This window comes from Stenotrophomonas sp. Marseille-Q5258 (assembly GCF_946900935.1).
In the GTDB taxonomy this organism is placed as follows: domain Bacteria; phylum Pseudomonadota; class Gammaproteobacteria; order Xanthomonadales; family Xanthomonadaceae; genus Stenotrophomonas; species Stenotrophomonas nematodicola.
This window is the reverse complement of record NZ_CAMPPN010000025.1, coordinates 14790-40250: the sequence shown is the minus strand read 5'-3', so window position 1 is coordinate 40250 and position 25461 is coordinate 14790. Positions and strand designations below refer to the sequence as shown.

Here is a 25461-nt window from a genome sequence, read left to right as displayed (position 1 = left end):
GTTCTCGGCCAATGCCAGGCGCTTGCCCACCCAGTAGCCGCCGACGACCAGACACCACGCGAGAGCTGCCACGCCCACCACAACGTACTGTTGTCTGTTCTTCATCCGATGAATTCTCCTGTGTCCTGCGACCGAGAATAACGCCATTCTCCTCGTGAACGTGAGACAGGGGGGCGCGAATCCAGGTGGCGCTCACCGATGGCCTGCCCCATGCCGGCCGCCGGACCGCCAGGGCGCGTGTGTGATGCGGCGCGCTCAGGCGAATGCGCGCGTCGGCAGCGCGTACGCAACCAGCGCCACCAGCAGTGCCGGCATCGTGAGCAGCGAGGCGACCGACCAGCGCAATGCCTTGCGCGACGATGCATTGGCCCGCTCGACGTTGCCGGCCAGAAACTGCGACGACACGCGGCATGCATGGATGGATGGTTGCCACGATACCGGGCGGGAAGAAGATCACAATGATGCCGAGGACGGCCCGCTATCCCACAAACCGCATCAGCCGATGCAGATCCTTCTGGTGCACCGTCAGCGCATCCAGGAACAGGTTCGCCACGGCACGGGTATCGCGCCCGCGCGCGATGGCCTCGCGCTGCAGCGTGCGCGCCACGGCACGCACCTCGGCAGGCACCCGCGCGGTGTCCTGCGCGGCGATGCGCGTACCGGCCACCAGCCACCCGGCCACGTGCGTCGCCCATGCCGCGTTCAACCCGGCAACGATGCCGGGGTGCCGCGCCTCGTTGCCCAGCCCGAGGTTGAACACGGCCACGCCGTCTTCCCCTTCGGGCAGCGGCACCCACGAATCCGACCGTCCCAGATGCATCGAACTGGGAGCCAGGCCATTGGCGTGCAGGAACGTGCTGCAGCCGAAGCACGACGCCAGCTTGTGCGTGTTCCTGCCCAGCCCCAGTTCGAACGGACGCCCATCGGGGAAGTTGCACCGCACCTGGGCCACCGCCCAGACCATGCCGTGGCAGTAGCCGCAGACGTGTCCGCTGCCGTCCCACGTGGCGATGCGCGCCGCGGTTTCGGTCGAGCCGGCCTGCTTGGGCAGTTGCCTGGCCTGTTCCAGCGTCCATGCCGGGTCGTCGTAGTGGATCAGGCCATGCCCGGGCACGCGACGGTTCCAGCGACCGCCTTCATCCGCATACGGAATCAACCGGCGTACCGAGCTGATCACCAAGGGGTTGGTGTTGTCGGGATGATCGACGATGCCGTAGTACGCCCCGAACTCGGCGTCGAGGTTCTGTTCCATCAGCGGATCGTTGTCCAGCAGCTCGGTGATGCGCTGTTCCACCTCGGGCGTCCACTGGATCTGGCGCCGGGCCTGCCGCGCTGCATCGTCGCCGTGCGGGCGCGAGACGGCCGCGATCGCGATCTGGCGGCGGGCCGGCTCGTAGCGCGGACTCTGGCCGACGCGCACCGTATCGGTGTGGATGCCGGTCAGTGCCACCAGCCGCTCCAGCACCGCCTGCAGTGCCTGGATGCCCTGCTCCACCTGCGCGGGCGGATCGGCCGGGTCCACATCCCAGCACAGCACCACGCCCTGTCGCAGCGCGTCATGCACGAAGCCGAGAAACACGCAGCCGAAGATCACGTCCGATTCCAGCCGCGCCTGCGCGGCGTCCTCCGCCGCCAGGCCCAGCGGCCTGCCATCGATGATGCCCATCCTGCTCCCTCCTCCGTGGACAAGGCAGGTCGCGCGGCATCCTCAAGGGGTGGGGAGACCGCGCGCCTGCACCGCACTGCGCAACGCAGGCACGGCAGGCACAGCGTGGCAGCACAGGGCAGGCGTCACGGTGCAGCCTGTTGCAATGACTTGACCGCCGGTAGCCGCCTGCGCTGGACAGGCGCGCAACGCGGTCGCACCCTGTCCGCATGCGCATCCAACATCTCCTGCTGCCGGTATCCGACCCCGGCTCCGTCGCCCGCTACTTCAGCACCGTACTGGAGCTGGACACCGACGCGGACCAGGTCCGCATCGGCTGGAGCACGCTCCAGCTCGAACCCGCCGGGGATCGCCCGGTGGGCGGCGTGCATCTGGCCTTCACCGTGCCGCACAACCGCTTCGTCGCGGCCACCGCTTGGCTGGACGCGCGCGCGCAGCGGCAGCGCGACGCCGAGGGGCGCGAGCACTTCGACTTCGGTGGCAGCTGGGATGCCGAGTCGATCTATTTCACCGGCCCGGACGGGCTGATTCTGGAACTGATCGCGCGCCGCCGCCTGCCCGCATCGGCGCGGACCGGCATCTTCCACGGCAGCGAAATGACCTGCATCAGCGAGGTCGGCCTGCCGGCGCTGAGCGTGGAGGCCATGCAGGCCCAGGTGGAGGCCACGTTCGGTCTTGCACCGTTCTCTACGCCTACACCGCACTTCGCGCCGATGGGCGATGACGAAGGCCTGTTGATCATTGTCGATGCCACGCGCCGCTGGTTCCCTGAACAGCGCGCGCTGCCCAATGCGGATGGCATCCAGGTGCATCTGGGCGGGATCACACCCGGCGCGACGCTGGGTGACGCGGCGCTCGGCTGGCAGCTCCGCAGCGAGTGACGGCGCGCTGAAACATGAAGCCCCGCGTCATGCGGGGCTTCGCAGGCGAGCATGGCCGGAGGCCATCACTCTTCTTCGTCCTGCCCACCCTGCTGTTGGTTCTGATTGCGCTGCTGCTGTTCCTGCTGTTGCTGCTGCTGTTGATTGCGCCCGCGTTCCTGGTCCTGCTGCGGGGTCTGATTGCGCTGCTGTGCCATGTCCGGTCTCCGGGTGCCGCAGGCGGAATGCCGCGGTCGGGACCATGCTGTGCAGAGGGAGGTTAACGGTGCGTGGCCGTTTTCATACAACGGCGTCAATTCGCCTGCCTGCGCGCCACGAAACGCGAAGAACCCTTGCGCCACAAGGCGTGTCCACGGCTGATCACCCCTTGCCATGTCGTCATGCCCGGCGACCGCACACGTGCTGAACAGGGCCGCGGTCTCCGATCCGCACCGGCGTGAGGGACCAGCCGTTGCGCAGTCGGGTCATTTCAATTGATGCCGCATTGGGTGAAGCACAGATCAAGAGATGAAACTGTTGAAAATCACGCCCCGTTCCTGCGAGCTTCATCGCACTTCCAAGGCTCGAGTGGCTACAACTCTGCACCATTCGAAAGGCTGCACTTTCACGTGTTGACGCTATCGAACGCGCCACGCGATGGTGCACGACATGCACGCCGTCACCGCTCCCCACCCGCTCGGCACTCTCGCCACCATCCGCCAGGGACATCCCTTCCGCGGCGCCATCCGTGCCATTGCGGAAGGCGACGTGCAGGTGATCCAGTTGAAGGACCTCACCGTGGATGCACTGCGTCCCGGCGTTCCGCTTCTGCGCACCGTAGTGCGCGCCCGCAAGACACCGGACTGGGTGCGCGATCAGGACATCCTGATTGCCGGTCGAGGCAATCATCCGCTGGCCATGCTGCTGCGTGATCCTCCTCCTGCCACGCTGTGCAGCCCCCATCTGTACGTGCTCCGGGTCGAGCAACCGCAGCAGGTGCTGCCGGCGTTCCTGGCCTGGCAGCTCAACCAGCCGCCGGCTCAACAGTATCTGCGCCGGCAGTCGGCAGGGTCGCGGCAGCGGAGCATCCGCCGCAGCGTGCTGGACCAGTTGCCGGTGCAGGTGCCGCCCTTGCCCCAGCAACAACGGATCATTGCTCTGGCGCGCCGTGTACGCGATGAACAGGCGTGTCTGGAAGCCCTGATCCGCAACCGTCAGCAACAGTTCGCCGCCGTCGCCGCGGACGTGCTGACCGGCGTGATCGCGTGAACGCGATCCCCGCTGCCCGTGGTGCAGGTCCCCATGCCACGCTTGCCGCCCTGACCTCGGCCTGCGACACGCTTGCCGACGCCCGGGACAGGCAGGCCACGGTTCACCTGGTGCTGGCCCTGCTGATGCTCAAGATCGCCAGCGACAACCAGGCACTGGCGAGCACTCCGGTCGCCAGTGCGCTGTCACCGCTCGACTGGAGCCCACTGGCGCCCGGTGCCCAGCAGCTCGACGTGCCCGCGAACGCGCGCTTCGAACGCCTGCATCGGCAACGGTTCGTGGCCGGTAACCGCCAGCGGCTGTTTGCTGCCCTGCAGGACCTGGCAACCGCCAATCCAGCTGCGCTGGCCGGCGTCCTTACCCCACTGCGGCTGGAGGCCGCGCTGCCGCCCGGTCAGGATCACCAGGAGGCGGCCCTGTCACACCTGCTGGGTCGCATGGCGGTGCCGGCGCTGGACTTCCGATGCCTGCGCGGTGGCCATCGCCGCGATATCGGCGCAGCGGTGGATCGCCTTCTGGACCGCACCGCCAGTTCGCCTGCCGAGACGTCCGACGGGCACGTACCCGACCCGCTGGCGCACCTGATGGCCGCATTGCTGGACCCTTGCGAGGACGACACGATCTGCGATCCCGGCAGCCGCAGCGGCGCACTGCTGCTGGCCTGCGCACAGTGGGCGCGCACGCACCACGGCGCCTGTCGGCACGTGGTGTACGGGCGGGAGCGCGACCAGGTCCAGTGGGCCCGCGCCCGCATGCGGCTGATGCTGCACGGAGAAGACACTCACGGCCTCATCCGCGGCGAGCCGCTGGAGCAACCGCTGGCCGGCGACGGTGGTCCGCAACGTGTCCAGGTCTGCCTGTCGCGGCCGGCCTTCGACCTTTCTTGGAACCCGACGATCGCGGCGCGCGACCCGCACGGACGATTCGCCTTCGGCCTTCCGCCACGTCAGCGCGGCCACCTGGCCTGGATCCAGCACATGCTGCACGCGCTGGACCCGCAGCAGGGACGCATGGCGATCGTCGTCCCGCATGGCGTGCTGTTCCGCAGTGGCGAAGAAGCCGCCATCCGCCAGCGCCTGCTCGACGCCCACCTGCTGGAGACGGTGATCGGTCTTCCCGACCGCCTGTTCGCCGGGCAGCCGGTGGCCACGGCGCTGCTGGTGCTGCGCCGAACGCGCGACGACACCGATGTCCTGTTCATCGACGCACGTGGGGCCGCGTGCCGCGGCCGGCGTGGCCCGAAGCTGCCGGCCGACCTTGTGGCACGGGTCATCAGCACCTGCCAGCAGCGGGTATCGCTGCCGGGATTCTCCCACCGTGCAACGCCCGACGAACTGGCCCGGCACGAGGGCTCGCTGAGCATCGCCCGCTACCTCGCCGACGCCCAGGACACCGCACCGGCCGACACGGCTGCCCTGCGCGACGAGCGCAGGGCACTGTGCCGCACCCTGTCGCAGATCGGCCAGCATATCGACGCGGACCTGCGTGGGCTTGCACCTGACCGGCCGTGACACCGTTGCGTGGGCGCGGTGGCAAAGGGGCGCGTGCCGGCGGTGAGGGGGTATGGATTGATGCATGCAATCAAGATGCGAAGATCAATCTGGAACCAGTTCGAACCGGCGCGATGCGACGGCAGGAATCGGAATGATGCACACAACAGGCATGGCGCAGCGTCGTCCACACTGCGTCAATGCCGCCTTCTTCCCACTCCCTCGACACGCTGGTGCAGCGCTCCGCATTGGGCTGGATGCTGCACCTTGGCTGGCGCTATCTGCCGCACGATCGCCGGCATCGGCAGGACGGCAGCGTGCTGACGCACCGGCTGCGCCGCTACCTGCAGGTGTTCCGCTTCATCCACGGCGCGGGTGACCGGTCGTTGTCGGAGGCCGCCATCGAGCAGGTCGTGGCGGCGGTGCTGGTCGCCGCCACGGGCGACATGCCGAGGCTCCTGCATGGCCTCACCGTGGAGGACACGCTTGCAGATGGTGAGCGCATCAACGTCGCCGTGCCCCTCGTGAACTGGGAGGATGTCACCGCCAACTGCTTCGATGTCCGTGCCAACGTGCCGCTCGGCTCGTCACCGTCAGGTGCCCCCCGGTCACTGGACCTGGTGGCCTACATCAATGGCGTGCCGGTGGCGCTGATGGCCTGCAGTGGGCGCGATGCCGTGGGGCGATGGGCGCGCGATGACGACGCCATCGCACGCCACCTGGGCGTCCAGCGGGGGGCCACCACCCGGGCGCTGTACGACGTCGCGCAGGTGCTGCTTGCACTGGATCGGCGTGGCGGCCGTTATGCCGCCGCGGGAACGCCGGCAACCGGTTGGCGGCGCTGGCAGGAACGCCCCGCGCGGCCATTGCGTACAGGGCGGTTGGTGGTGCGCCCGAGCGTGCAGGCGGCGCTCGCGCGCGATGGCCTGCACGGCATCGGTGATCCGGTGCTGCGAGGCGCCCATGCGGGGCTGCTGCGCGGGCTGATGGCCCCAGCCCGGCTGCTGGCGCTGTTGCGGTGCTTCACGCACATCGGGCCTGACGGGCAGCGGCATATCGCCCACGCCGGCCAGTTCGGCGCCGTGCAGGCGGTCCTCTCACAGCTGCGCACCCACGATGCGGGCGGGCGCCGCAACGGTGGCCAGGTCTGTCTGTCCAGCGGCAGCGGCCTGCGCTTGACCGCGCACTGGCTGCTGGACGCACTGAGGCAGGACCCACAGTTGCGTGGGTGCCGGGTACTGCATGTGGCCACCGGCCCTGCGGTGCGCATCGACCGGCACCGAAGCGCCGCCTGGCCGGTGCCACCTCGGGTGGGCTCGGCCACCCTGGCGCGGTTCCTGCTGGGCGATGAATCCGGTCCGGTCAGTGCCAGCCTGCATCAGGTGCTGCGGGTGCAGCGCGAACTGCCCGCCGACGATGGCGGCCACGCGATCGTGCTGTGGATGGACTCCGGTTTCTGGTCGGCAACAGCGGCAGCGCGCGCGCGGTTGCGCGCCGCACTGCCGCGTTCGGCCTGGGTGACACTGGCGTCTTTGCCCGTGGCGGCATCCGTGGGCGGCGACACCTCGGACCAGCTGCTGTACGTCTACAGCGCTGCCGACGCAGTGGATGACGGGGTAACCGTGCCGGTGTTCCATGCGTCGCGCGCCGATGCGTGGCCGGAAACAGCGGGCGACAGCGCTGCGGCAGGCACCGCACGCGTCGTTGGCATTGCCAACGACATTGCCCGGCACCATGCCGAACAGACTCGCTGGGCCGAGCGCGATCTGCTGGCGCGCGTGATCGTGCGCGATGAACAGCGGTCGGCGTACCAGGCCGCGCTGCGGCGCGCCGTGCACGTGCGCGGCATCGTGCCCGACACCCGCCCCCGTTCCGTGGGAGAGGCCGGGGTGGAGCTGGTGGCCGCGCACATGCCCACCGTGCCGGCGCGGGCCAGACAGGCGCTGCTGTATGTGGATGCGATGCTGTCGGCGCAGGCGCTCGCCGCTGCGATCTCCACCATCAATGCGCCGCATGCGGACAAGCACCACGCGGTGGTGATCGACTATCAAGGCGTGCCGAAGGACGCCGAACCGCTGGTCGCGGCAGCCACGTCCCTGGGGGTATGGCCCCTGCAGTCCACCAACACCGCCAGCGCCGGCCTGCCCCGGCTGCACGCCCGCATGTGCGCGCCAGTGGCAGGCGACAACGGCCGCGACTTCCATGCCGCGCGCCGCCGTCTGGCGCCCTCACCTGCCGGTGCGCCACCCGTCCCGGCCGTCGCGCGGTCACGGCGTCTGTTCCACGAACGCGTGACCCGGTTCGGCGAATCGCTGCAGGCCGCGCAGAGCACGTCTGCCCCTCGTCCGCGTGGCGATGCCGATGGCGTCGACGATACCGGTGCGCAGCCCTACGCACGCGACCTGCACTTCTGCTCGGTGCTGCGCGACGCCGTCAACGCCGCGGCTGCCGACGATGCCGGCTACACACCAGCGGACATCCGCATCCGGCATTGGGCGCGCCACCACGTACCGGAAATCCGCGAACCCTTGATGGACTACGCCACCCTGCGCGAGCTGGAGCAGGCGGCCACGCCGCCCGAGGCGGAGCGCGACGCCGTGGCCACCCTGTATCAGCGGCTGCTCCGCGAGGGCGACGTCGCACTGGCCGGCGATCCCTTCGCGCGCCGTCAGTGGGATGCGGCGTTGGCGACGGCGCTGTCGGGTCCTTCGGCCTATGGTGAGCTGTTGGCCGTCGCCGCGGCCTGGGCGCAGAACGAGCGCCCCGATCTGCCCGCAGCGCTGTCACCCGCGCGCGGGGTCCGTGCCTGCTATGGCGTGCTGAGGCTGGCCCTGGAAGAGTCCATCGCCGATCCGGAAGCCGCCCCGCTGCTGGCGCTGGCCGAAGAACTGGACGCCGTGGTGCAGAAGGTCCGCCGTGAGTTGCCGCGCCTGCCGCACCTGTTCCGGGTGGCGCTGCACCGGTGCCTGCATGCGCGCGTGACCTATCTGGTCGGCCCGGTCGGGGCGGACGCCGTGCTGGCAGGCCTGATCGAGGTGGCCCTCACCCTGCCGGCCGACGCGGCGCCATGACCGGCCTGCCGGCCTGGCTCACGGCATGACCGGCGGCACGTAGGTCAGGGTCATGCCCAGCAACCACAGCAGGCCCAGTACCAGCGGAATGTGCACCAGCAGCTGGATGAAGGTGAAGCCGACGATGTCGCGTGCCTTCAGGCCCAGCACGCCCAGCAGCGGCAACATCCAGAACGGATTGATCAGGTTCGGCAGCGCCTCGGCCGCGTTGTAGACCTGCACCGCCCAGCCCAGATGCGCCTTCAGCTCATTGGCGGCCTGCATCACGTACGGCGCCTCGATGATCCACTTGCCGCCGCCGGAGGGGACGAAGAAGCCCAGCACCGCCGAGTACACGCCCATTACCAGCGCGAACGTATCGGTGGTGGCCACGTGCACGAACAGGCTGGAAAGCCGATGCGCCAGGGTTTCATCGCCATGCCCGGTGGCATGGGTGAGGATCATCGCGATGCCGCCGTAGAGGGGAAACTGGATGAGCACGCCAGTGGTGCTCGGAACCGCCTTGGCCACTGCATTGAGGAAGCTGCGCGGCCGCCAGTGCAGCAGCAGGCCCAGCGAAATGAACAGGAAGTTGTAGGTATTGAGGTTGGCGATCGCGGTGACCAGCGGCTTGCTGGCGAATTCGCCGAACAGCCAGCCGAAGGCGAGCAGCGACAGCAGCACCGTCAGCAGCGGGCTGTACTCCAGCCATTCGCCCGGACGCGTGCGCGGTTGCATCGGCACCGCCTCGGCCTGGGCGGCGCCCTCGAATTCCTTTGCGGTGCGGGCCGTCGCCGCACCGGGGGCGGTCAGCCACGCGATCAGCAGGGAGACCAGGATCAGCGCGGCGGTCAGCACGATCGACTGCCACAGGAAGATGGTGTCGGTGAACGGCAGCACGCCGGTGATCTCCACCAGCCCCGGCGGCATCGAGGCCGGGTTGGCCTGCAGCTGCGCGGCCGACGAGCTCAGCCCCATCGCCCACACCGCGCCGAGTCCGAGGTAGGCCGAGGCACCGGCGGCGCGGTAGTCCATCGTCAGGTCGTCGCGGCGCGCCAGCGCGCGCACCAGCAGACCGCCAAACACCAGCGAGAAGCCCCAGCTGAGCAGCGAGGCCAGCATGCTGATCAAGCCGACATACACCACCGCCCCCCGACCGGTGCGCGGCACCCGGGCCAGCAGGTCGATGAAGCGCGCCACCACCGGCGCGGTCGCCAGCGCATAGCCGCCGATCACCACGAAGGCCATCTGCATGGTGAACGGGATGAGGCTCCAGAAGCCGTCGCCGAAAGCGCGGGCGGTGGCCTGCGGGGTGGCGCCGAAACCGATCGCGGCGGCGGCCACGATGACCACGCCGAGCACGGCGAACACATAGGCATCGGGGAACCACTTCTCGGCCCATGCGGCCGACCGCAGCGCCGCGCGCGCCATCCACCCATCCTGCACTGTCGTCGAGGTACCCATCGTTACCCTCCCAGGTCTCAATGGCACCGATTCTGGGCGCTGCCGGCGATGCTGTCAGTCGCCTATTGGTCTTAGGCCGGTGGGGCTTCAGCCCAGCGCCAACGCCGCAGCGATACCGGCAAACAGGGCCGCGCCGACCCAGTTGTTGTGCAGGAAGGCCTTGAAGCAAGGCTCCCGCTCGCGCTTGCGGGCGATCCAGAATTCGTACGCGATCAGCCCGGCCGCCACTGCCACGCCTGCCCAGTAGGCCACCCCCAGCCCGGCACGTACGCCGACCAGCGCCATCGCGCCCAGGAACAGCGCGTACAGGATGCCCTGGATGACCAGATCGAGATCGCCGAACAGGATCGCGGTGGAATGCGACCCCATCTTCAGGTCGTCGTCGCGGTCGACCATCGCATACCAGGTGTCGTACGCGGTGGACCACAGGATGTTGGCGCCATACAGCAGCCAGCCGATCACCGGAATTTCGCCCTGCACGGCGGCGAAGGCCATCGGAATGCCCCAACCGAAGGCCATGCCCAGATAGACCTGCGGCAGGTGGGTGTAACGCTTCAGATAGGGGTAGCTGGCGGCCAGAAAGACGCCGATGAAACTCAGCCCGATGGTCAGCGCGTTCAGGGTCAGCACCAGCGCGAAGGCCACCAGCATCAGTACGGCGAACAGCACCAGCGCCGCGCGCCCGGACACGGCGCCACTGGCCAGGGGACGGTCCTTGGTGCGTTTGACGTGCGGGTCCAGCCACCGGTCGGCGTAGTCGTTGATGACGCAGCCGGCCGAACGCGTCAGCCAGACGCCGGCAGTGAACACGAACAGGGTCCACAGCGGCGGCAGGCCACCAGCGGCCAGCCACAGCGCCCACCAGGTGGGCCACAGCAGCAGCAGGGTGCCGATCGGGCGATCGGCGCGCATCAGTTTCCAGTAGTGCCGCCAGCGCGGCGGTGCCGCCTGCCCGGGCGTTTCAAAACGTTCGTAAGCCATCGGTAAAGGATACCGCCTGGGCCCGCCCGGAGCGCTGCCGGACGGCGTAATCGCAGAGGGGGGAGACCTGCGCCGCATTTACCGCTAGAATGCGACTCCCGCGCCGTCTCGACGGTCCGGTCGCCCGCAACGGGCTGCCCGGCGGGAAGCAGCAGACAACGCGCTCGTAGCTCAGCCGGATAGAGTAGTGGCTTCCGAAGCCATTGGTCGGGGGTTCGAATCCCTCCGGGCGCACCATCTGAACGTCTACACCATCCCATGAAGGCCGAACTTTCCTTTCACATCAAGGATTTCGGCTTTTTTTGTGTCTGTTTGCGTCCAATCCTGATGTAGCTAACCGCCGCCGCTCAACGGCGGCTGCTTGGCAGCCGATGGGCAGCCTCCACCACGCCGGGCAACAGTAACGAGAGAGCCGTTACTTCCAAAGCCCACGGTCCTTCGTTTCCTTCACGATGTCCAGCATGATCTGAGGCTCTCCAAGCTGGGCCAGGAACATCAGGTGTTCGACGGCCTTGACCTTCTTCAAATGATCGAGGCGGCACGGCCCGCCCATCCCAAGAGCGGGGACGAAACCATACATTTCGTCGTGCCCCAGCGGACCCAACTCCTTTAGTGCGCGATCAAACAGTGGCTTATCGCCTTCATCGTTCTGCTCAAGGAGAGATCGCTGCATGCCCCCTATCCAGTTGCCCAGCAAGAGGTCGCCCTTGCCCTCACTCATCCAGCGGGATTTATCAGAAGGAAAGATCATTCCCCGCACCGAATGAATTGTCAGGCTTGGTCCGGTCTTTGCGCCCCAAACGATCAGTTCGCCGAATGCAGTGCGGCCAATCACATAGAACTTGTCCGTCGCGTGGAGCCGGGTCGGGTAAAGCCAAGCGCTGAGAACGTCAGCATATTCATCCGGATCGGTCATCCAGATCAGGCCGTTGCCGTATCCCCCGAATCCGTAGGCATCCCAGTACTCCAGAAGCTTGTTGGGCAATCTTCCTTGGTAATACTCAATTTTTGCACGCGGAACAGGTCGCGAATCAATGGCAGGGCCAAAGCCCTTCTCTTGATAGAAATACTGAAAGTTCTCATCGACCATCTTGATCATTTGCAACGCTCCAATCCGCCGTTCATCTTCGTCTTGCTTCTTTCGCCCACAGGGACGTTAGCCGCGGCCTCATCCAACTCACCTATTCGGGACTTCTTCCCATTCTTGGCATTCTTCCACTGCCACCCGATGGTCGAATTCACCCGGCCGTCGCCAAAGTCGGCAATCTTGTCGTTACCTCCAGCAACCAGGTCCGGGTTGTGCAGCGCGTGCATCACCTTCATTGTGGATTCGGCGTGGGCCGAGGCTTGTTTTTCGGCTTCCTTGATGGAAAGTCCTTGATTCGTGAGCTCATCCAGTTTTTCCGCATAGACCTTACTACTGAACTTCGCTCTGGCGTCTGCTGCCACTGACCTGTCCCGATTCTTTGGGTCAAAGGCCTCGCGAGCCTTGATGTACTCCTCAACGCTCATATCATTCAGTCCCTGCTCCTGCCCCTTCAACTGCCGATCCATCTCCGGGTACTTAGATGCTGGCAGTTTATGAGGTGTAAAGCAGGGTAGATCCTTGCGTGGCATCCGCTTGGGTAGCCGCTTGACCTCCACCGTCCTCTTGCCATCCGGTGTGCGGTTCCCATCCCCCTGCCGGCGCTTGCGCGTGCGCAGTGCCTTGGCCAAGCCCTTGAATGCTTCTTCCACGTCTTCCATCAGGTGCAGAAGCCGCTTGCCGATGCGGGCGGCGGTGTTGCCTGCCTTGGCCGCAGCATAGCCAAATCCACCTGCGCCTCCCAGCTCCACCGTCACTGCCGCCAGCAGGATGGAGACCACTACATCGGTCATGATCTGCGAGCTGAAACGCGCCTGTATGCGCCCCTGTTCATCTGGCGGTACGGCCTCCCACCAGGCCTTGCCAAAGGCGGGCAGCTGCAGGGTGATGGCCGGGTCTTCGATCAGCAGGTTGAACAGCTCCTTGGCCTCGCTGGCCACCGCCATCACCTTGCCGCCGGCAGCGCGCATCGCGGCGATCTTGCGGTCCAGTCCATCGCGGTCGCCGGTGAGCAGCAGCTGGGTCCATTCCTTGATCTCGCGGTCGGTCTTGTACATGAGCACGGCGAGGTCCACCGCCGTCTCCACTGTTCCCGCCACGTAGTCCCACGCGCCCTGTCCGGTGCCCAGCGCCTGGTTGCCACGCTGCAGCCCCCAGCGTTTGGCCGTACCGGCGTCGTCCCATTGCCGCCACTCCGAGGCCATGTCGGTGCGGGTCTGGGCGACAATGGCATCCAATGCAACCTTGAGTCGCTCGCGGGCCGCCAGGATGGGAGCATCGTCATCGTCGCTCACATCGGGCTGGAACAGCACCTGCACCATCTGCGCGGGACCGACCGTCACCTGGGGAATGAGTGCGCGGCCCTCATCATCCAGGCGACCGGTCACCACGCTGTCGTCCGGCAGCATCACCTGGTAGCCCACGCCCCGCACGGGGGTGCGGTCGAGGTCGCCATAGTGGTAGTACAGGCTGATGTCCTGCTTGAGTGGAGGCGCGGCGGCAGATTTCTGCGGGGTAGTGCCTTGGGGCACAAACCCTGGCGGTGGTGCCGCGCTGGCAGCTGCGGCAACTGCACCACGGGGCGCGCCACTGCCGCCGGATTCCACCGATACGGTGCTTTGCTTGACCGCCAGCACCTGGCAGCCGCAGGCAAGGTAGTCGCCGTGCCGGGCCAAGGGGTTGCCATCGACAATGAAGGTCGGATCGCCCGTGATAATCGGGAAAGCCCCCTTGTGCTTGGGGCAGAAAGCCTTGTCACCGACGCGGGCGACCGCCATTCCATTGATATCGGTGAAGGGCGAGCCGGTGAGGACGGTGCCCCCGCTGCTGGCGCTGTCGCCTACGACAATTGCAATCCGCGCCACGCCAGATCCTTAGCTTTGGTCATGCAGGACAGGCTAGCAATGGTTTCGGGGTATTTCCTGACGACCAACACAAGATGCGCGTGATCCTGGTCAAGGATATAGACCATTCGGAATTTTCCTACCAAACAGCACGGGATTCACGAAGGCACTCAAACAGCAAAAATGGAGTAATCGCGGCACCACGCCGTTTGGCAGCAGCCAGAAGCGGAGCTGCGTGAAATCAGGGCTCCTGCGATGTGATACAAGGCATATGCTCGCCCATGCTGGGCTGGTCGCCGTTGTAGTAGGCACCTCATGTTTGGATGGTTCAAGCGCAAGAATACATTCGGGCTCAAGAAGCCTAGGGCCATCCCACGTTGCCGAGGCGACCGCACAACTGCTCCTTCTGGAGTTGATCATTTGCCGGAGTATTGAAGATTTCCCCGGGCACTTGGCGAGCCCCAAGGTACGCGGTTACTTGGTGGGGTTCTTCGATGCCGCCGCCCAACAGGCCTTCACCGCTGCATCCCTGCTGACCCAAAGCATGCCTGAATTCATCGAAGGTCAGGGGATGGGCGGCCGAGAGTATTTTCGATGGACGCAGAATCGTGGGGGGACGTCGGCTCCTTCCCGATCACCGCTTTCAGCTGTCCGCCTGGCACTTGGTTGGCATCCTCGGTGACGCCTTGGGCACAGGGATTCCCAAGTAGGTGAATGCCCCTGCAGTGTCATCGATAGCGTTGCTGCGTCGGCACTGCGGTGTTTGCAGATGGTGCACAGAAGACTCCATGAAGAACGCAGGCGTGGCGGGGAAGCGAGTGCGCGCGCCGGGTGCAGATCCTTCGCAGGCAACTGGGGTACGGCGCAATGTTCTTGATGCCATTTCGCCCGGCTGAATCGCCCCAGGACGGTTGCCATGCTCGTCGCCAGCCGCAGACGCGGGCGCATGCCCCGTATGCCGTCAGGCGCTGGTAGATTGCCCCCTATGGAACACCTGATATTCGCGCTCATCGCGCTCCTGCTGCTTGCGACGGTAGGCGTCACGCTTGTATGGGGACTCAGCGTCCTGTGCCGCTTCCTCGCCGTCTTGGTCGAGCAGTTCTCCACGTCACCAAGGCCGCGCTGATGCTGACTCAACCTACCTAGCGCCTGTACCGTGGTGGCAACTATGGCGGTAATACGGGTAGCCGCTGACCTTCAGTCCCTTTAATGCCAATGGATTTCGAGGATTATGTAACTTCCTCCGGGCGCACCATCTGAACGTCTACACCATCCCATGAAGGCCGAACTTTCCTTTCACATCAAGGATTTCGGCTTTTTTTGTCTGTTTGCGTCCAATCCTGATGTAGCTAACCGCCGCCGCTCAACGGCGGCTGCTTGGCAGCCGATGGGCAGCCTCCACCACGCCGGGCAACAGTAACGAGAGAGCCGTTACTTCCAAAGCCCACGGTCCTTCGTTTCCTTCACGATGTCCAGCATGATCTGAGGCTCTCCAAGCTGGGCCAGGAACATCAGGTGTTCGACGGCCTTGACCTTCTTCAAATGATCGAGGCGGCACGGCCCGCCCATCGCAAGTGCGGGGACGAAGCCATACATTTCGTCGTGGGCCAGCGGGCCCAGCAGCTTCTCTGCTCGATCAAAGAGAGGTGCATCCTTCTCGTCAGTCTGATCCAGGCTGTGGGCCTGCATCCCGGACAGCCATGTTGAAATCAGGAAGTCCCCTTTGCCTTGATTCATCCATCGGGATTGGTCGGCGGGATAGATCATTCCCCAGGCACAGTTTATGGTGATGCATGGGCCTGTTTTCGCTCCCCATACCTCGAGCTTTCCAAAGGCGCTTCGACCAATCACGTAAAAGTGGTCCTTGCCGTAGAACTCGGTTTCGTAGAGCCAGGCGTTGAGCACCTCGGAATAATCGTCAGGATCCGTCAGCCAGAGCAAGCCATTGCCATAGCCGGCGAAGCCGTACGCCTGCCAATACTCAAGCAGCTTCTCCGGCAACTTTCCTCTGTAATGGTCCAGCTTGGAATTCGACACTGGCCGAGCGTCAACCGCCGGTCCAAAGTCCTTGTCCAAGTAGAAGTACTCGAAATCTTCATCGACCATCTTGATCATTTGCACCGCTCCAGTCCGCCGTTCATTTTCGCTGTTCGCCGCTCACTCACCGGCACCTTGCTTGCTGCCTCATCAAGGTCTTGGATCCGCGTCGTCTGGCCCTTCTTTCACCACCTGCAGAGTGACGCAGATCCAGGAGGCTGATTGACAGGGTCCCACGTGCATGAGAGACAGGAAGCGCGCTCTTTGAATTGAATCAGATCGTGAACAGATTAGGGATACTGATTTTTCCTTTGGCGGCGACGTTGTGGCTTGCCTCTGGATGCAAACAGGAACGTCCGCAACACACCGATGCGCCGGCGCAGACGTTGCTGGCCGCAGAGCCGGAGAGCGACTCCGCAGTCCGCAACGCTTCCGCCCGCGCCTCGCCTGCCAACAGGAACGTGACGATTCAACCCCTGTCGGGGCGCGCCTTTGCAGTCCGGGATTTCGGATCCGCCCCCAATGGGCCGGTGAACGAAGTACTTGCCCAGCTGAAAACTCAGGCCCTGGCCGGTGACGGCGCGGCATCCTACGCAATCTTCCTCAAGTTGTTCGAATGCAACACCCTCAACATGCGCGCTGCAAAGGGCTTGCCGATTCGCGACAACGACGCGGCTGAGCAATGCGAAGCGCTTTCGGCCGCCGAAGGAATCACATCTACAGAATGGCTGAGCCTGGCCGCTGAGCAGGGAAATATCGGAGCGCAGCTTTTTTATTCGATGGATCCTGCATCCGCCTTGGGCGGAGAAGCGGCGATGCTTCGCGACCCAGACGCCACGCTGGAGTACAAGCGAAAGGCCACAGGCTACCTGGAAGGCCTGGCTTCGCAAGGGAGTGCGGACGCGCTGTTGCAACTTGGCAATGCTTATCAGGCCGGCGTTCTGGTGAACGAGGACCTTGTTGCAAGCAGGGCCTGTTTCAAGGCCGTGCGACTGTCCGATCCATCGTTGGTACCGGTCCAGCAGATCAAAGGCCTTGAAAAGGAGATGAGTTCACAGCAGCTTTCACTCGCCCTAAGGAAAGGAGCGGTGATATATGGATCATGCTGCAGGTAGGCGTTTTTCCGAATCAGCCCGAACAAAGCAACGGACGCTCGTTTCCAACCCCGCTCCAGTGGGAGCGTCCGCGCGGACACGGTGGGCCGGTCGCTGGGGCAGAATGCGCCAATGAGAACCTCACACGCCTGGCAGCAGCACGGCACGACCGCGTTGTGGCGCTACACCGGTCATCAGCGCAACTTCCCCGGCTGGCACCTCAGTTGTGATGCGGCCGGCTGCGCGTCGTTGCAGGGGCTGATCGATGCGTTGCTGGCCGATGGCACCGGCGCGGCGCGCACGGTGCGGGTGACGCCGCCGTCCCCGCCGCTGCTCGCCGTCCCCAACAACCGCCGTGCCGCGTGGGAAGCACCCGTCTCGGTCCGGATCGGACACGACGCCACTGTGGACGGCTGGGGGTGGCAGCACGAGGGCGACCGGGCTCATCTGCGTCTGAACGCCGGTGCCCTGGCCCTGCTCAGGCAGGGCGTGAACGACATCGCCGCCGGCCGGGGCGACCATGCAATGGGCACCGGCGCGGCAGCGCTGTGGTTCTGGTGGTGGCCGTCGCGGTGACGGCGCGGGCTCAGTAGGTGCCGTCGAAGGCGAAGATCGGCTTGCGCTGCTTCCACAGGCCGGCGGTGAAGTCCGGGAACTCCAGTGTCTGGAAGCTGTTGGCGATGGACTGCTCGGACAGCGGGGTGATCGCGCTCCAGGTGATGGCATCGTAGATGTCGATCGGCATCGGCGCCTTGGCTTTGAGCGCCTCGACGAAGGCGTGGATCACAAACCAGTCCATGCCGCCGTGGCCGGCGCTGGCGGCAGTAGCGGCGTGCTGCTTCCACAGCGGGTGTTCGTACTGGTCCTGGTAGGCCTGGATCGGCTCCCACTTGTGTGGCGGGCTGCGGCCTTCGATGTGGATGGACTGGTTGACGTCCATCCACAGGCCCTTGGTGCCCTGCACGCGGAAGCCCATCGAGTAGGGACGCGGCAGTGAGGTGTCGTGCTGCAGCAGGATAGTCTCGCCGTTCTCGCAGGCCAGCGTGGTGGTGACGATGTCGCCCAGCTTGAACGCCACCTTGGTGCTGGGATGGGTGGTGCCGCCACTCTTGGCCACGGTGTATTCGTGCAGCCCGCGTGCCTTGCTGGCGAACGCATTGATGTGGGTGAAGCGGTTGCCACGGTTGATGCCGGTGTACATCGCGCACGGGCCAATGCCGTGGCTGGGGTAGAGCTCACCGTTGCGCTGCACGGAATGCTCGGTACGCCAGCGCGCCTCGGACCAGCCCTTGGCGCCGAACTCCACACCACTGTCGTAAGGCTGGGACGGATCGCCGGAGTTGAACTTCACCCCGCGCAGGTCGTGCTGGTAGCCACCCTGCAGGTGCACCAGTTCGCCGAACAGGCCGGCGCGCACCATCTGCAGCACCGCCATCACATCGCGGCGGTAACACACGTTCTCCAGCAGCATGTACGGCGTGCCGGTGTCGAGCTGGGTCTTGAGCACGTCCCAGTGGTCCTTCAGGGTGATGCCGGCGACCACTTCGCAGCCGACCGCGACCTTGGCCTGCATCGCGGCGATGGCCATCGGCGCGTGGTACTCCCACGGGGTCGCGATGATCACACCGTCCAGGCCACGCTGTTCCAGCAGACGCTTCCAGGCGTTCACGTCGCCGTTCTGGCCGTAGGTTTTCGGCGCAGGCTTGCCTGCCTTCGCCACCATCTCCACGGCACGGCCGAGCATGATCGGTTCGATGTCGCACAGCGCGACCACCTCCACGTCGTCGCGGCGCACCAGTTCCTTCAGCAGGACCTGACCGCGCATGCCGGTGCCGATCACCCCCAGGCGTACCTTGCGACCGCGCGCCCATGCCGGCGTCTGCGGCAGCAGGCTGGTGGCCGCCACGGCGGCACTGGCCAGAATGAATTCCCTACGTTGCATGAAAAACCCTCCTCGAAAGACCGCGCCGGCAGGCACCGGCGCGGTGGAAACGTCAGAACTTGTAGCCGACGGTGAGACTGTAGCCACGGCCGTAGATGGTGGCGTAATCGCTGGAGTCGCCCAGGAAGCTGTTCGGATCGTAGAACGGAATGCGATCGAACAGGTTCTTGACCGTGAAGCCGATGTTCCAGTGCGCGTCGGGACGCCAGGCCACGCTCAGGTTGGCGGTCCACCACGACGGCACGCCGTCGCACTGGGCCGGATTGAGTGCCAGGTAGCCACCGGTGCAGGTCTCGGGATTGTTGTCCTCGGCATCGATACGGTCCCACGCCCACTTGGTGCCGCCGACATAGTTGATGAAGAAGCTGGTGGTGAAGGCCTGGTAGTTCCAGTCGGCGTTCAACGTCGCGCGCAGGCGCGGGTTGCCGTAGTAGCCGATGGTGTTGCCGTAGTACCAGCCGAGCTCGTCGTCGGTGTAGGTCTCCTTGCGACGCTGGATGGTGGCGGCAACACCGACGTTCAGGGTGCCCCAGTCACCCAGCGTGAAGCGGGTGCGCGCGTCGATGTCGAAGCCGTCGATCAGGGTGCGGCCGCGGTTCTTGTACTGGCCGACCACGCTGAGCACGTTGCCTGCACTGTAGCCCGGCAGGGTGGCCGGGCATGCCACGCCGCTGGCCGGGTCGGCGCACATGGCCGCCAGCGCCGCCTGGTTGGCCAGGTCGGCCTCGGTGATTGGCGAGCGCGTCATCGACTGGATGTCTTCAGCCTTGCTGTAGTCCGGTGCGGCGATCTCGTTGCGGCGGTAGATGAACCAGTAGTCGGCCGACACCGACAGCCACTGGGTCGGTTCGAACACGACGCCGGCGGTGGCGATCTTGGCCTTTTCCGGTTTGAGGTCCTGGTTGGGCTGGGTCATGCGGGCGACGTTGCGGCTGCAGTCGCTGTTGAGCAGTGAATTGCCCAGGTCCACATCGCCGGGGCGCGCGGACCGGCGCAGCAGGTTGGCGATCGCGTTGGTTTCGTTGCAGCGCAGTTCGTCGCGGTAGCCGCCGATCTGCGCGAACACGCCGCCGGTACCCGCTTCGGCCAGGCTCGGCGCGCGGAAGCCTTCGGAATAGGTGCCGCGCAGCATCAGCTGGTCGAACATCTGGTAGGTCAGGCCGAGCTTCGGGGCGAGGTTGGCGCTGAAGTCGGGGTACTTGTCCACGCGCAGCGCGGCTTCCAGTTCCAGCTTGTCGGTCAGCGGCGCCACGGTTTCGGCGAACAGCGCGTACGTGTTGCGCCTGCCGTCGAACCACGAGCCGCCCTGCTGGGTGATCAGGCCATTGGCCGCGTCGGGGTTGCCCGGCGTGTAGAACGTTTCGCGGGTGGCGTTGAAGCCGAAGGCCGCGCGCACTTCACCGGCCGGGAGGGTGAACAGCGGGCCTTCGATCTTGCCGTCCAGCGTGTGCAGGCGGGTCCAGGACTCGATGTCGAAGGTGGGGAAGGCCTCGCGGATCAGTGCGGCGTTGGCGTCGCTGATCTCACCGAATTTGTAGGCGGGATGGTCGGAGATGATCACCCGGCCGGTACCCGGATCGATGGTGTAAGGGCCGAAGGCCTTCTGGAACCCGGCCAGGTTGACGTTGGTGGTCTGGTAGGTCACCGAATGGGAACCGGCGGTGGCGAAAGCGGTTTCCCAGTTCCAGTCGCCGGCGGTTCCGCGCAGGCCCGTGACCACGCGGTAGCTCTGGTCGGTATTGCGCTGGCCAAAGTGGTTGGCGCCCACGTCCTGCAGCAGGTACTGCAGGCCCACCACGCCGCCCATCAATGCCTTCAGCTCGGGGCTGGCATGGTTGTACTCGTTGTTGGGCCCCAGGTACGGGTACAGGAACTGGTTGACCGTGGTGCCGGTGTTGCGGGAGAACCAGCTGGTGGGGTTGCCGGTGGTGGTGCCATAGGCGCGCGGCGTGCCGCCGTTGGCGGTCAGGTCGATGTCGGTGTAGGTCGCTTCGGCGAAGGCTTCGGTGCTGTCGCCGATCAGGAAGTGCGCGTTGACGTAGGCGGTGTTGCGTTCGGACTTGGCGCCGGCGTCGATCTCGTTGTTCATCCAGGTTTCCCAGATGCACCGCGAGCCGGCCGCTTCGGTGGTGAGCACGTTGTTGCAGCCCGGTGCGGCTTCCTGCACGCGCCGGCCGGTGACCGGGTCGAAGGCGAAGTAGCTGCCCGGATTGAACTCGCCCGGCTTGCTGCCGGTGCCCAGTCGCAGGTTGGGAATGTAGTTCGGGTTGTTGACGTAATACTGCGGCGGCCGCTTGTTGTAGAAGTCACTCAGCGGAATCGCGTCACGCCGGTACAGGTTGACCGAGGCGTAGACGTTGTAGCGGTCCTCGTCCAGGTCGCCGAAACCGGCGGTGATGCTGCCCTGGTGTTCGCCATAGGAATCGATGCGCGAAGAGGTATCGGTGGTGAGGCTGACTTCCGCCCCCTGATAGTTGCGCTTGGTGATCACGTTGATCACGCCGGCCACCGCGTCGGTACCGTACACGGCCGAGGCGCCGTCGGTGAGCACTTCCATGCGTTCGATCGCCGCCGCCGGGATCGCATCGATGTTGACGAACTGGGTCTGGAAACCCGCCGGTGCGCCGTAGTACGACAGGCGTCGGCCGTTCAGCAGTACCAGCGTGCCCTGTGCCCCCAGGCCACGCAGGTTGGCCTGCGAGGCACCGTCGGAGCCGGTGAACAGCGAGCGCGAATCCTGCTGGCCCGGCCGCGCGGCCGGCAGGTTGTCGAGCACCTGCAACAGGGTGCGCGCGCCCATGTTCTCGATGTCCTGTTTGCTGATCACCTGCACGGGCGAGGCGGTTTCCACATCGCTGCGGCGGATGTTGGAGCCGGTGACTTCGATCCGCGACAGCTCGGTGGCCGTGGGATCGGGCGTGGCATCCTGCGCAGCGGCGCTGCCGGCGGCGGCCAGGGCCAGGCCCAGTGCGATGGACAAGGGCGTGGCGGGGATGCAGCGATGGCGATGGCGTTCGGTCAACATCTGTGTCTCCTTGTTCGATCCGCAGCGTGGGGCTGGCGGTGGATGGGTGGATGTCAGGCAAACGTCCCCCGTGCCGCGGCCGGAGGGCCGCAGACGGGAAACGGAGAGAGCAGTTCAGAAACGGGTGGGTCGCGCGCGGGGTGCGGCGTCAGGGCGACACGATGCTGGCGGTATCGCCCTCCTGTCCGATCAGGGCCGCGTTGGCCCAGTTGCCACAGACCTGCGCAGGCATGTCGCCCTGCGCCCCGAGCGTGCGCAGGCTCAGCCGTTGCAGGCCGCGCACGTCCAGCTCCGGTTTGACCACACCAGGCGCTTTCACCAGACCGCTGTCGTAGAGCAGCCGACCGTCGCCCCAGACCTGGAACTGCATGCCGCCGGCGGCGCGGCACTGGTCGTCGATGCCCAGGTCGGCGCGCAGCAGGCGCCAGTTGCCCTTGAGCTGCAGGTCGATCCGGCTGGCCGCACCCACGCCCAGACCGCGGCGGAAGTGCAGGCCGTTCATGCGCATGTCGACCTGGCCACCGAAGGCGTGGTCGCTTGCGACCTGCGACGCCAGTCTGGCCGGCAGCGGCAATGCGGACAGATACAGCTGCTGCGCGGGCTTCTCCATCTGCTGATGTTCCAGCACGCGGAAGGTGGACAGCACGATCGGGCCGACATCGCGGGGCTGCAGCGCATCGACCGCGCGCGCCACACTGCCTTGCGCGGCGGTGACCATCGGGTCGGCCCCGCTGGCGCCGTCGCCGTCCGGGTTCTGCGTGCCCAGCACGCGGAAGCGCAGCAGGCGGCCGGCATGGGCAGGGAAGTCGATCTGCTGCGTGCCCTGCTGCAGGGTCAGGCGGCCGCGCTTGATCGGCTCGCCCCACTCACCATTGCTGTCACCCAGGTAGATCTCGTAGTCGCGCACCTGGCCGTGCTTCCAGTGTTGGTCGTTGCGCGGCGCCAGTTGGATGCCGTCGATCAGCTTGCGTTCGCCGAAGCCGATCACCCATTCGTGCGCACCGGTCTTCACCGCCTGATTGCGCACCGTGCGGAACCAGGTGGCCGGATCGTCGTCGAACGCCTTCTCCAGCTCGTAGCCGGGTTCCTCGGCCGGACGGTTGACCACCAGCAGGCTGTCGGAGGGCAGCGCGCGGCCCAGTGCCGGGGCGGCCGGGAAGGCATCGTCGGCGGCTGCGGCGGTGGCGGGCAGATCCAGCTGCAGCGCAAGCGCCTGGCGGATGTCGACCGGCGCGGTGCGCACATGCAGGGTGCCGCGGCGTTCGGCCGCGTCGTAATACCAGCCCTCGCCCGCTGCCTGCCAGGCGGCCAGGTCTGCCAGCCTCGGCAGCGCACGACCGTCCAGCGTGACCGCGGCCGGTCGCTGACGGCTGAGCACGCGCAGCGCATAGCGGCGCTGCGGCAACTGGCCGGCATAGCGCCCCTGCACCGGATCGATGCGCACCTGCACCGGCCCGCTGCCCTGCGCCGGGGCCTGCACCGTGATCGCCTGCGTGCTCGACTCCCCCGTTTCATAGCGACGGGTGGCACCGTCGTCCTCGTACAGCGTGTACTGCGAGGTGCCCTGTGGATACAGATCGAAGGTCACTTCATCGAGTGGCTTCTGCCCGTCGTAGAGCATCTCCGGGTACATCGGAATGATCGCGCCGGCACGCACGAACACCGGGATGGTGGCCAGATCGACCGGGCGGTCCAGCGAACGGCCCTGCGCACCGGCCAGCAGCTGGCGGCCATCCCAGTAGTCGATCCAGCGACCCGGCGGCAGGTGGATGTCGCGGCGCCAGCCACGACTGGCCGCCTGGCTTCGGTAGACAGGCGCGATCAGCAGCTCACGGCCGAGCAGGAACTGGTATTTGTGCGCTTCGGTGTAGGCCTGCGGGTCCTCGGGGTAGTCCCACATCAGCGCGCGCAGCAGCGGGGCGCCGGTGGTCGCCGCATCGTGCGCCAGCCCGTACATGTACGGGGTCATGCGCATTTTCAGCTTGAGGTAGTCGCGGTTGACGCTGCGGTAGGGCTCATCGAACCACCACGGATGCTTGCGCGCGTTGCCCGACCAGCCGGACATGCCCATCAGCACCGGCGTGAAGCTCTTCCACTGCAGGTCGCGGGTGAAGGTTTCGGCGCTGCCGCCGAAGATCGCATCGACGTCGCCGCTGGCGTAGGCCATGCCGGACAGGCCCGAGCCGATCAGGGTCGGGATGTGCCAGCGGATGTAGTCCCAGCTGCTGCTCTGGTCGCCGGTCCAGGCCACGGCATAACGCTGGATGCCGCCCCAGCCCATCACCGTCCACAGGAACGGGCGGGAGTCGGAATTGTGCAGGATGCCGTTGAACGCGGACTGGTTGGCGTCCATTGCAAACTGGTAGCCCTTGCCGGTCCAGGCCACGTCCAGCTTCTGCACGCGGCTGCCGGCGGTGCCCACTTCCCAGGCGATCTTGTCGACACCGTTTTCGGTCCACAGGCCGGTCCTGAAGCCGTACTTCGCCAGGCCCTGCACGGTTTCGGGCAGCTTCGTGTAGCCGCAGCCGTAACCATCATTGGGCAGGATCCAGCCGCCGGGCATGTCGTGCTCGCGGTACTGCCGGGCCACGCTGTCCACCACGTCCGGCGTGGTGCCGGTCGAGCCGTCGCTCCAGCCGTCGGGCACGCTGCCGGGCTTCCTGCGGTTGTCGCCGTCGTTGTAGCAGTCGGCATCGCCATACGAAAACGCCCAGCGCGGCAGCAGCGCGGCGCGGCCGGTCAGCGCGGTGTAGCGGTCCAGCAGCGTGTGCAGGTCAGGCCCGACGAAGTAGTACGCGTCGAAGCGGTCTTCGCGGTGCAGCAGGGTGGCCTGGTCGGCCTGGCGCAGGTCGTAGGTGCCATCGCTCCAAGTGTTGCGCAGCATGCCCCAGCCACGCGCGCTGAGCAGCATCGGCGCCGGGTTGGGCCGGTCGCCCTCTTCCCAGCCCCCGGAGTAGGACACCTCCAGCTCGCGCCCCTTGAACTCGAAGCGCCCGTTCTGCTGGCCGCCGCCGTAGAAGTGCTCGCCGGCTTCGCTGGAGAGCACCTGCACGCTCTGTGCGGTGTCCAGGTCCAGCGGCTGCAGCTCGCGCCATAGCGCTACGTCGCGATCGCCGTCACGTCGATCCAGCGCCAGCCGCAGCGGCTGCCGCTGGATATGCAGCACCAGGGCGTCGGTGCGGATGCGCACTTCGTTGCCATCTTCTTCCAGCTTGAAGGCGACGTTCGCAGCCGGTTGCGGCACCACGATCGGTGCGGCCTTGTCGCCCGCCGGGCGCAGCGTGCCGTTGCGACCGGCCTGCACGCGCAGCAGATCCGTGCGCAGCAGGTCCACGCGCAGCGTCGCGCCGGTATCGGTGCGGATCTCCCAGCCGGGGCTGCCGTCCCGGGCGGGGGCGGCGGCGATCGTACGCAGATTGCCCAGCGGCTCGGCGATGGCCGGCGCGGCGGCCAGCGCCAAGGCAGCGACCACAGCCACCGACAGACCGGCATGACGTATACGGGTTTCCACCTTGCCCCCAAGCCCGCGTTCGGCGGGTATCCGAAACCATTGCGGCCGACTCTAGGGCAGGGCCTCGAAAGATGTCAATAAATTGCAAAGAAAAATGAAGGATATTTTCTCATAAACGAAAGATGATGCAAAGCAACACTTTCC

At 66.1% G+C, this 25461-nt stretch carries 18 protein-coding genes and 1 tRNA gene; 8 read left to right on the top strand and 11 right to left on the bottom strand.

Features of this window, described 5'->3' with window-relative positions; translation table 11 throughout:
• Positions 1 to 255: 255 nt before the first annotated feature.
• The gene (locus OC534_RS15995; protein WP_262072151.1) at positions 256 to 405 is read right to left on the bottom strand and encodes a hypothetical protein; all 150 of its coding nucleotides are present in this window, start codon (positions 403 to 405) and stop codon (positions 256 to 258) included.
• Positions 406 to 478: 73 nt separating this feature from the next.
• Positions 479 to 1666 carry a hypothetical protein gene (locus tag OC534_RS15990; RefSeq protein ID WP_262072150.1) on the bottom strand — a complete coding sequence of 396 codons (1188 nt, stop codon included), beginning with the start codon at positions 1664 to 1666 and terminating at the stop codon, positions 479 to 481.
• A gap of 209 nt (positions 1667 to 1875) precedes the next feature.
• Here OC534_RS15990 and OC534_RS15985 point away from each other — a divergent pair, with 209 nt between their 5' ends.
• Complete coding sequence (locus OC534_RS15985) at positions 1876 to 2547, top strand: hypothetical protein (protein ID WP_017355717.1); 672 nt, start codon at positions 1876 to 1878, stop codon at positions 2545 to 2547.
• Positions 2548 to 2612: 65 nt separating this feature from the next.
• Here OC534_RS15985 and OC534_RS15980 read toward each other — a convergent pair whose 3' ends face one another.
• Entirely contained in the window at positions 2613 to 2744 is a 132-nt protein-coding gene (locus OC534_RS15980) for a hypothetical protein (RefSeq protein ID WP_017355718.1), read from the bottom strand.
• Positions 2745 to 3195: 451 nt separating this feature from the next.
• Here OC534_RS15980 and OC534_RS15975 point away from each other — a divergent pair, with 451 nt between their 5' ends.
• From OC534_RS15975 to OC534_RS15965, 3 genes are all read left to right on the top strand, one after another.
• On the top strand, positions 3196 to 3795 hold the full coding sequence (locus OC534_RS15975; protein ID WP_136004659.1) for a restriction endonuclease subunit S: 600 nt from the start codon (positions 3196 to 3198) through the stop codon (positions 3793 to 3795).
• Positions 3792 to 5306, top strand: coding sequence for an SAM-dependent methyltransferase (locus tag OC534_RS15970; protein WP_262072149.1), 1515 nt, complete (start codon positions 3792 to 3794; stop codon positions 5304 to 5306). Before OC534_RS15975 ends, OC534_RS15970 begins: the two co-directional genes overlap by 4 nt.
• A gap of 179 nt (positions 5307 to 5485) precedes the next feature.
• On the top strand, positions 5486 to 8356 hold the full coding sequence (locus tag OC534_RS15965) for a type I restriction endonuclease (RefSeq protein WP_262072148.1): 2871 nt from the start codon (positions 5486 to 5488) through the stop codon (positions 8354 to 8356).
• A gap of 18 nt (positions 8357 to 8374) precedes the next feature.
• Here the strand turns inward: OC534_RS15965 and OC534_RS15960 are convergent, their stop codons facing one another.
• Positions 8375 to 9799, bottom strand: a complete 1425-nt coding sequence (locus OC534_RS15960) for a TIGR00366 family protein (protein ID WP_262072147.1) — start codon at positions 9797 to 9799, stop codon at positions 8375 to 8377.
• An 87-nt stretch (positions 9800 to 9886) separates the two neighbouring features.
• Positions 9887 to 10780: a 4-hydroxybenzoate octaprenyltransferase gene (ubiA, locus tag OC534_RS15955; RefSeq protein ID WP_017355723.1), complete on the bottom strand. Its 894-nt coding sequence runs from the start codon at positions 10778 to 10780 to the stop codon at positions 9887 to 9889.
• 160 nt (positions 10781 to 10940) lie between these two features.
• On the opposite strand from ubiA, the gene OC534_RS15950 reads away from it, so the two are divergent.
• Positions 10941 to 11017 (top strand) — tRNA-Arg (locus OC534_RS15950).
• 178 nt (positions 11018 to 11195) lie between these two features.
• Here OC534_RS15950 and OC534_RS15945 read toward each other — a convergent pair.
• Both OC534_RS15945 and OC534_RS15940 read right to left on the bottom strand, forming a co-directional pair.
• Entirely contained in the window at positions 11196 to 11879 is a 684-nt protein-coding gene (locus OC534_RS15945; RefSeq protein ID WP_136004666.1) for a GAD-like domain-containing protein, read from the bottom strand.
• Positions 11876 to 13729: a polymorphic toxin type 15 domain-containing protein gene (locus tag OC534_RS15940; protein WP_262072146.1), complete on the bottom strand. Its 1854-nt coding sequence runs from the start codon at positions 13727 to 13729 to the stop codon at positions 11876 to 11878. Before OC534_RS15940 ends, OC534_RS15945 begins: the two co-directional genes overlap by 4 nt.
• Positions 13730 to 14984: 1255 nt before the next feature.
• On the opposite strand from OC534_RS15940, the gene OC534_RS15935 reads away from it, so the two are divergent.
• Positions 14985 to 15128 (top strand): hypothetical protein, encoded by a 144-nt coding sequence (locus tag OC534_RS15935; RefSeq protein WP_262072145.1) that lies wholly within the window; start codon positions 14985 to 14987, stop codon positions 15126 to 15128.
• Between the two features lie 11 nt (positions 15129 to 15139).
• Here the strand turns inward: OC534_RS15935 and OC534_RS15930 are convergent, their stop codons facing one another.
• Positions 15140 to 15823, bottom strand: coding sequence for a GAD-like domain-containing protein (locus OC534_RS15930; protein WP_262072144.1), 684 nt, complete (start codon positions 15821 to 15823; stop codon positions 15140 to 15142).
• 191 nt (positions 15824 to 16014) lie between these two features.
• On the opposite strand from OC534_RS15930, the gene OC534_RS15925 reads away from it, so the two are divergent.
• On the top strand, positions 16015 to 16860 hold the full coding sequence (locus tag OC534_RS15925) for a hypothetical protein (RefSeq protein ID WP_262072143.1): 846 nt from the start codon (positions 16015 to 16017) through the stop codon (positions 16858 to 16860).
• A gap of 111 nt (positions 16861 to 16971) precedes the next feature.
• Entirely contained in the window at positions 16972 to 17415 is a 444-nt protein-coding gene (locus tag OC534_RS15920; RefSeq protein WP_136005973.1) for a hypothetical protein, read from the top strand.
• Positions 17416 to 17425: 10 nt separating this feature from the next.
• On the opposite strand, the gene OC534_RS15915 is transcribed toward OC534_RS15920, so the two are convergent.
• From OC534_RS15915 to OC534_RS15905, 3 genes are all read right to left on the bottom strand, one after another.
• Positions 17426 to 18781: a Gfo/Idh/MocA family oxidoreductase gene (locus OC534_RS15915; protein ID WP_262072141.1), complete on the bottom strand. Its 1356-nt coding sequence runs from the start codon at positions 18779 to 18781 to the stop codon at positions 17426 to 17428.
• 52 nt (positions 18782 to 18833) lie between these two features.
• Positions 18834 to 21806 carry a TonB-dependent receptor gene (locus OC534_RS15910; protein ID WP_262072139.1) on the bottom strand — a complete coding sequence of 991 codons (2973 nt, stop codon included), beginning with the start codon at positions 21804 to 21806 and terminating at the stop codon, positions 18834 to 18836.
• A 148-nt stretch (positions 21807 to 21954) separates the two neighbouring features.
• Entirely contained in the window at positions 21955 to 25317 is a 3363-nt protein-coding gene (locus OC534_RS15905; protein ID WP_262072138.1) for a TIM-barrel domain-containing protein, read from the bottom strand.
• Positions 25318 to 25461 lie beyond the last annotated feature (144 nt).